Raw genomic sequence first — 6,068 nt, forward strand, 5'->3', positions numbered from 1 at the left:
GTCGTACGAGCTTTCCGGGTTGCTGGGGGTCCGGGGGGCGGCCGGGCCCGGGGCCATCGACGCTTTTCGGCGTGGGCGCCGGGCTGCCGCCGCGCTCGTGGATCTGTGTCCGCGAGTGGGCGGTGCCGTGGAGGAGTGCGACGGTTTCCGCGTCCACCAGGTCTCCTGCGCGGCCCTGAGCGGCAGATGTGGTGCTTTGCTCGCGCTACCGGACGAGGGGACCGCTCGGCAGAGTTTCATGATCGGACACGTTCACGATCACGGTTACGACGGGCGGTACGAAGCCGACGCCGATCTGCCGCTCCCGCTGCTCGGCTCGGCTCGGCCGCCGTCCTGCCGTGCGCGCCCGGCCTGCCCGCTCTCGGCCACCGGCCGGGCGCGCCCTCCGAAGGACAAGCCGGCGCGACGTCAACACCCGCCACCCCGACGTGCCGTCCGCCCAACGCCACGAACGCACCCGAATCCGCAGCCAGAAGGGCATCCGCCGGAAAGGGCGGCCCCTAAGGGCTGTCCGACCGTCCGGCGCGTCGGTCGCAGAAGCCGCAAGCCGGACGCCGATCAGCCGAGGTGTGCGGCGATGGTCCGTGCGCACTCCATCGACTCGGCGTGCGCGGTGTCCACCTCCAGGTCGTAGACCATGCCCCGGTGGACCACATCTGCCTGGGACGCCGCCATTCCGACGACCCGGTCGCCTCGTGCGACCTCACGGCCTGCGGCAACCGCACCGTCGCACCGGACGCCGACCCACAGCACCCGCAGTTCACCCAGAGCCTTCTGCCATCGCTTCTGCGAGTCCGCTCCTCCGAGGAAGACCTCTTCGACGATCACCCGGGCACCCGCGCGGGCCATCGCGGCGACCCCTTCGATCCACGCCGCTTCCAGCGTCCGGAACTCCGGGCCGACGACCACCTGTCCGTCCGGAGCGAACTCGATCCCCGCATCCGACGCCCGCATGGACGCAGGCATCGCCTCGACCAGCGTGTCGGTCCCGAGGGCCAGCCACGGATCCGGCAGGACCGCCTGCAGACACCGGGCGATCCCGGACTTCCCCGAGCTGGAACCACCATTGAGAACGATCACCTGAGTCATCACCGCGCCACGGTAGAGGCAGCGCGGCACCACCCGAAACGGATTTCCGGGTCCGTCAGGCGGAGTGTTCCGCCGCGGCCGGCCAAGCGCCCCGTTCGAAGAGGTGGAGTACGAGGCCCGCGATGTTCCAGGCGTCGTCCTCGCCCCGGTGGTGGCGGCCTTCGAGCCGCCGCCCGGCGACCTCCAGGGCCTGTGCCATGCCGGGGCGCTTGCGCAGGCCGTACGCCTCGGTGAAGACAGCCTTGGTGTTGGTGTGACGACGCCCGAAGGGGTACGGCGTTCGCGTGGCCTGACACTGCCGTGTGAACTGGTGGCGGTCGTAGTCGCCCCAACTGGCCCACGGCCGCACCCCTGCACGGTGCTCGGTCGCCAGCAGCCGGCACGCCTCGGCGAAGGTGACCCCCTGCTCGACCTCCTGTTGGGTAAGGCCGGTCAGATCTGTGCAGAACTCACCGACCGTGGACCGGTCGGGCCTCACCAGGATCCGGTGCCGGGCGAGGCGCTCGCCGAGGTGCAGGTCGACGACGGTCAGCCCGATCTCGATGATCTCGCCGACCTGGCCGGGCGGCGGGGAACCGGCCCAGCAGGTCGCTTCGACGTCCACGACATTGACGAGGTCTTCTGCCCGGGAGCTGTCCATGGTGGGAAGCATAGGAAGGCGCAGCGGCTCCGCGTGTGCCGTACCCACCCGGAGCGGGGACTTCGCCATGAGCGGTTTCCCGCGCACACCGTCCGGCAACAGGTCGCCAAGTCCCCATCCCGGGACCCCGGGCTGCAGGACCGGCCCACACAGAACCCGATCCGGCCCTGTCCGCTCCGGTCAGTCGGCCGAGGGGAGCCGCGGCAGACGGCGCGGTGCGGCGAGCGCTTTGGTCAGCATCGCCTGGAGCCGCTCCTGCTCGGCGTCGCCGAGCACCGCCAGCGGGGAGCGGGCCGCGACGAGGTCGAGCAACTGGGTACGCACTTCGATGCCCCGCTCGGTCAGGACCAGCGTGCGCACACGTCCGTCCTCCGGGTGGGGGCGGCGCTGCCCGAGACCCTTGTCCTCCAGCTGCACGCTCAGCTGGGAGACGTTGGACGGGTCGCAGTGCAGCCGAAGCGCCAGCTTGCGCAGCGGGAGCGGGGGCGCCTCGGGGTCGAGGATCCAGAGCAGGTTGGCCAGCGGCTCGGTGAGGTCCAGTTCTTCCAGACCGTCGCGCATGACGCCCGTGATGCTCGCGGCGAGCTGCACCACCTGATCGAGCGTGCGGGCCGCGATGTCACTGGATGGCACGTCGCGATCCCCGCTCACCTCGATGGCACCGTCCGACGCTGTGTGCCCACCCGCGTGGGGCGTGGCGTGCCCGGCCCGTCCGATACATGACTTTCTCCTTGACTTTAACACCCGAAAAAGCCCGGGCGCCGAAGGCCGGATGACGCACGTCCCCCTTCACCGCGAGGCAGGAACCGGCGACTTTTACTTGAGAAACTCATGTAATGTCTCACGCATGCAGCCCATCACAGCCCTGAGCGTCACGCTTTCAGCAGCCGGCGGACCGGACGTCCTGCGCGTCGAGGAACACCCCCTCCCGGCCCCGGGACCCGGCCAGGTCCGGATCACGACGGAGGCGGCGGGCGTCGCCTTCAACGACATCACCACCCGCTCAGGTCTCAACCCCGGCCGCCTGCCGCGCGTACTCGGATTCGACGCGGTGGGTCACGTCGACGCCGTCGGCCCCGGCGTCGACGACCTCGCGATCGGTCAGCGCGTCGGAGCCCTGGTCGGCACCGGCGGGTACGCAACGCACGTACTCGCTCCGCAGGGACGGGTCGCACCGCTGCCGGAGGGACCGGACCCCGCCGTGCTCGACGCGCTCATGCTCAACTACCTCACGGCGTGGCAGATGTTCCAGCGCGTCGCCCGGCCACGGCCGGGGCAGAGCGTCCTGGTGCTCGGCGCGGCCGGCGGGGTCGGGTCGGCGCTGTGCCAGATCGCCGCCCACGCCGGCGTCACCGTCCACGGCACGTCCAGTCCCGCACGCCGGGACCAGGTCGAAGCGCTCGGCGCGACCTGGGTACCGGATGCCGCCGCGGTCCCCGCACCGGTCGCGGCGACGTTCGACCCCGTCGGAGGGCCGTCGCTGGCGCTGTCCCGCAGGGCGACGGTCCGTACCGGCGTCGTCGTCTCCTACGGGTTCAGCTTCGCCGCCGGTTCGGGGCACTCCCGTACCGGGGCCCTGCTGCGTACCGCCGCGGCCGTCGCACGGGCCAAGCTGACCCCGGGCCCCCGTCTGGCCCTGCACACGGTGGAGGGCGCGGTCGACCGGGACACCGCCGTCTTCCGTGCCGACATCGCCACCCTGACGGAGCTGCTCGCCCAGGGAGCGATCGCACCGAAGGTGAGCACGCTCCGGCTGCGGGATGCCGCCGAAGCGCACCGGCGTCTCGAAAACCGCGAAGTCACGGGAAAACTGGTCCTGCTGCCCTGAAAGGCACTTACACAGCGCTTCGCGCGGATCCCGTGAACCGCTGCCCTCGGCCACGGCATCCGCGCCGTCAGCCCCGGAGGAGCTGGCGCTCGGCGGGTCTCAGGTGAGGCGCTTGCGGCCCCAGAAAAAGAGGAACACCGTGACGACTGCCGTCAGGGCCAGCAGGATCGACGCACCGAACCACTGCATGCCGTTCATCTGCGACATCGGCAGGTGGTCGACCGACCAGCCCACCACATCGGCCTTCTTCAGGCACAGTTCGAGCGCCTGGCTCGTCTGCGCCTCGGCACAGGTGTCCCGGCCGAGGAGACTGCCGTCGCCGGTGATGTACGACGCCTCGCCCACCCGGTACGCGCCGGTGGGCACGATCAGGGCCGGGTACTCGTCCACGGCGCCGTTGCCCGTGGTGAGCGTGACGACGTCGCCGAGCGACAGCAGGAAGTGGGACCAGACGAGCTGGACGGCAACGGTGAAACCGAGGGTGACCGCCATGGCCACCAGCGTGCGGCGCAGCAGCACGCCGATCGCCACCCCGCCGAAGACCGAGAAGAGGGCGAGGGCGACGGGTACGGGTCCCGTGGTGTTGAAGGTGGATTCGGAGATCCACTCCGTGGCGGTGACCTCGGCCTTGTAGAGGTCCCACCACCAGCCGAACGCCGCCGACAGCGCAACCGTGCTCACCACGACCACCAGCGCGGTCAGGGCCAGTTTCGCGGTCAGCCAGCGGGTCCGGTCCACGGACTGGGTGACGACCAGCTTGGCGGTGCCGTTCTCCAGGTCGCCCGCGAACAGCGGGGCGCCGAGGAGGACACCGAGCAGGATCGGCACCAACCGCAGCCCGGTGGATACATGGGTGTACCCGGCGATGTGCAGTTGGGAGCGCTGGAAGACGATGCACGCCACGGCGAGCGCGGAGACGCCGAGGACGGTCAGGAACACGGTCCGGTGCTGGCGCCAGACCAGCCACGGCATGCCCTTGAGGAACCGGGGGAGTTGGCCGGTGCCCTTGCTGCCCGCGGCCGCGGATCCGGTCGTCGTCGAGGTGCTGGTGAGAGAGCTCATGCCGCCACCGTCCGGGTGTCGTACGCCTGGTCCTGCGCCCGGACCTGGGCGGTGGGGGTGATCAGAGGAGGTGCTTCGGGTGAGCGGAGATAGGCGAGCAGGAGTTCCTCCAGGCCCGGGTCGTCCGCCTCCCCGGGGCCGGTGACCGGGCCGTCCGGGCGGATCAGGGCGGTGAACTGCCGTCCGCTGAAACGGGATTCGACGAGGGGGTGGTGTGCGAGGGAGGCGGGCAGGCCCTCGCCCTCCTTGGCGCCGGTGACCACGGTGTGCACCGACAGCAGCTCGTCCACGTCACCGGCGAGGCGCACCTCGCCGCCGGAGAGGACGACGAGGTAGTCGCACAGGTCCTCCAGTTCGGCCAGGACGTGGGTGGACATCAGGACGGTGGTGCCGCGCTCGGCGGCCTCGCCGAGGAGGGTGCCCATCAGCTCCTTGCGCGCGACCGGGTCGAGGTTCGCCATCGGCTCGTCGAGCAGCAGCAGGTCGGGGCGCTTGCCGAGGGCCAGGGCGAGGGCGACGCGGGTGCGCTGGCCGCCGGAGAGGGTGCCGACCTTCGCGTCGAGGGGCACATCGCCCGCCCGGACGACGTCCTCGGCGGCGCGCTGGTCCCAGCGGGGGTTCAGCTCCCGCCCCAGCCGCAGGGTCTCCGCCACGGTGAACCCGCGGAACAGGGGCTGCTCCTGGGCGAGGAACGCGGTGCGCCCCGGGTCCGCCGCGCCCGGTGCCGCGCCGAAGAGGCTGAGCGTGCCCCGCGTCGGCTCCAGGACCTGGGCCGCGATGCTCAGCAGTGTGGTCTTGCCCGCCCCGTTGGGGCCGACCAGCCCGCAGATCCGTCCCGCCGGGAGCCGGAAGGAACAGTCCCTCAGCGCCCATCCACGCCGGTGGCGCATCCCCAGGCCGTGCGCCTCAAGCGCCGGCTCCCCCGCGTGCATACCGTTACTCACCCGTGCTCCCAGTTGTCGTGGCCGCCGTCGCCGTACCGGTGGCGTACTGCTTCTCCATGGCCGACGCGACCAGCGCGGCCACGTCCTCCTGCTCCAGGCCCGCCCCGGCCGCCCGGGACATCCACGCCACCAGCTCCCCGTACAGCGGTGAGTCGGTGCCCGCCGAGGGGCGGGCCAGCGTGCGGCGTACGAACGTGCCCTGGCCGGGGCGGGGTTCGACCAGCCCCTCGCGCTCCAGCTCGCGGTACGCCTTGAGGGTGGTGTTCGGGTTGACCGCGCTGACCTCGGCGACGACCTTGGCGGTCGGCAGCCGGTCGCCCGGCACCAGTACGCCCAGCCGCAGGGCCTGCTTGGTCTGCTGCACGATCTGCTGGAAGGCGGGAACCCCGTTCCGCCTGTCGATGCGGAACTCCATGACTACCACCACCATTTCACTACTTGATTAGTGGAATGATGATGGAGGAGTGCGCGAGCGGTTGTCAACGGCGGGATGGGGGGCGACGGG

General features: G+C 71.3%; 7 protein-coding genes. 1 reads left to right on the top strand and 6 read right to left on the bottom strand.

Annotated elements, in window-relative coordinates:
* Positions 1-558 precede the first annotated feature (558 nt).
* The 3 genes from cpt to FGF04_RS31615 form a co-directional block, all read right to left on the bottom strand.
* Positions 559-1,089 (bottom strand): chloramphenicol phosphotransferase CPT, encoded by a 531-nt coding sequence (cpt, locus tag FGF04_RS31605; protein WP_149514959.1) that lies wholly within the window; start codon positions 1,087-1,089, stop codon positions 559-561.
* A gap of 55 nt (positions 1,090-1,144) precedes the next feature.
* Entirely contained in the window at positions 1,145-1,729 is a 585-nt protein-coding gene (locus FGF04_RS31610) for a 3'-5' exonuclease (protein WP_149514805.1), read from the bottom strand.
* 180 nt (positions 1,730-1,909) lie between these two features.
* Entirely contained in the window at positions 1,910-2,362 is a 453-nt protein-coding gene (locus FGF04_RS31615; protein ID WP_223146419.1) for a MarR family winged helix-turn-helix transcriptional regulator, read from the bottom strand.
* A gap of 214 nt (positions 2,363-2,576) precedes the next feature.
* Between FGF04_RS31615 and FGF04_RS31620 the strand changes: the two genes are divergently transcribed.
* Complete coding sequence (locus FGF04_RS31620) at positions 2,577-3,557, top strand: alcohol dehydrogenase catalytic domain-containing protein (RefSeq protein WP_188114315.1); 981 nt, start codon at positions 2,577-2,579, stop codon at positions 3,555-3,557.
* A 99-nt stretch (positions 3,558-3,656) separates the two neighbouring features.
* Here FGF04_RS31620 and FGF04_RS31625 read toward each other — a convergent pair whose 3' ends face one another.
* Genes FGF04_RS31625 through FGF04_RS31635 form a run of 3 tightly spaced genes read right to left on the bottom strand, consistent with a single transcriptional unit; the run spans position 3,657 to position 5,993 of the window.
* Positions 3,657-4,619, bottom strand: a complete 963-nt coding sequence (locus tag FGF04_RS31625; RefSeq protein ID WP_149514807.1) for an ABC transporter permease subunit — start codon at positions 4,617-4,619, stop codon at positions 3,657-3,659.
* Positions 4,616-5,551, bottom strand: a complete 936-nt coding sequence (locus tag FGF04_RS31630; RefSeq protein WP_149514961.1) for an ABC transporter ATP-binding protein — start codon at positions 5,549-5,551, stop codon at positions 4,616-4,618. The genes FGF04_RS31625 and FGF04_RS31630 overlap by 4 nt, the downstream gene beginning before the upstream one ends.
* Positions 5,552-5,555: 4 nt before the next feature.
* The gene (locus tag FGF04_RS31635; protein ID WP_149514808.1) at positions 5,556-5,993 is read right to left on the bottom strand and encodes a GntR family transcriptional regulator; all 438 of its coding nucleotides are present in this window, start codon (positions 5,991-5,993) and stop codon (positions 5,556-5,558) included.
* Between the last annotated feature and the right edge of the window lie 75 nt (positions 5,994-6,068).

This window comes from Streptomyces apricus (assembly GCF_008369065.1).
Classification (GTDB): Bacteria; Actinomycetota; Actinomycetes; order Streptomycetales; family Streptomycetaceae; genus Streptomyces; species Streptomyces apricus.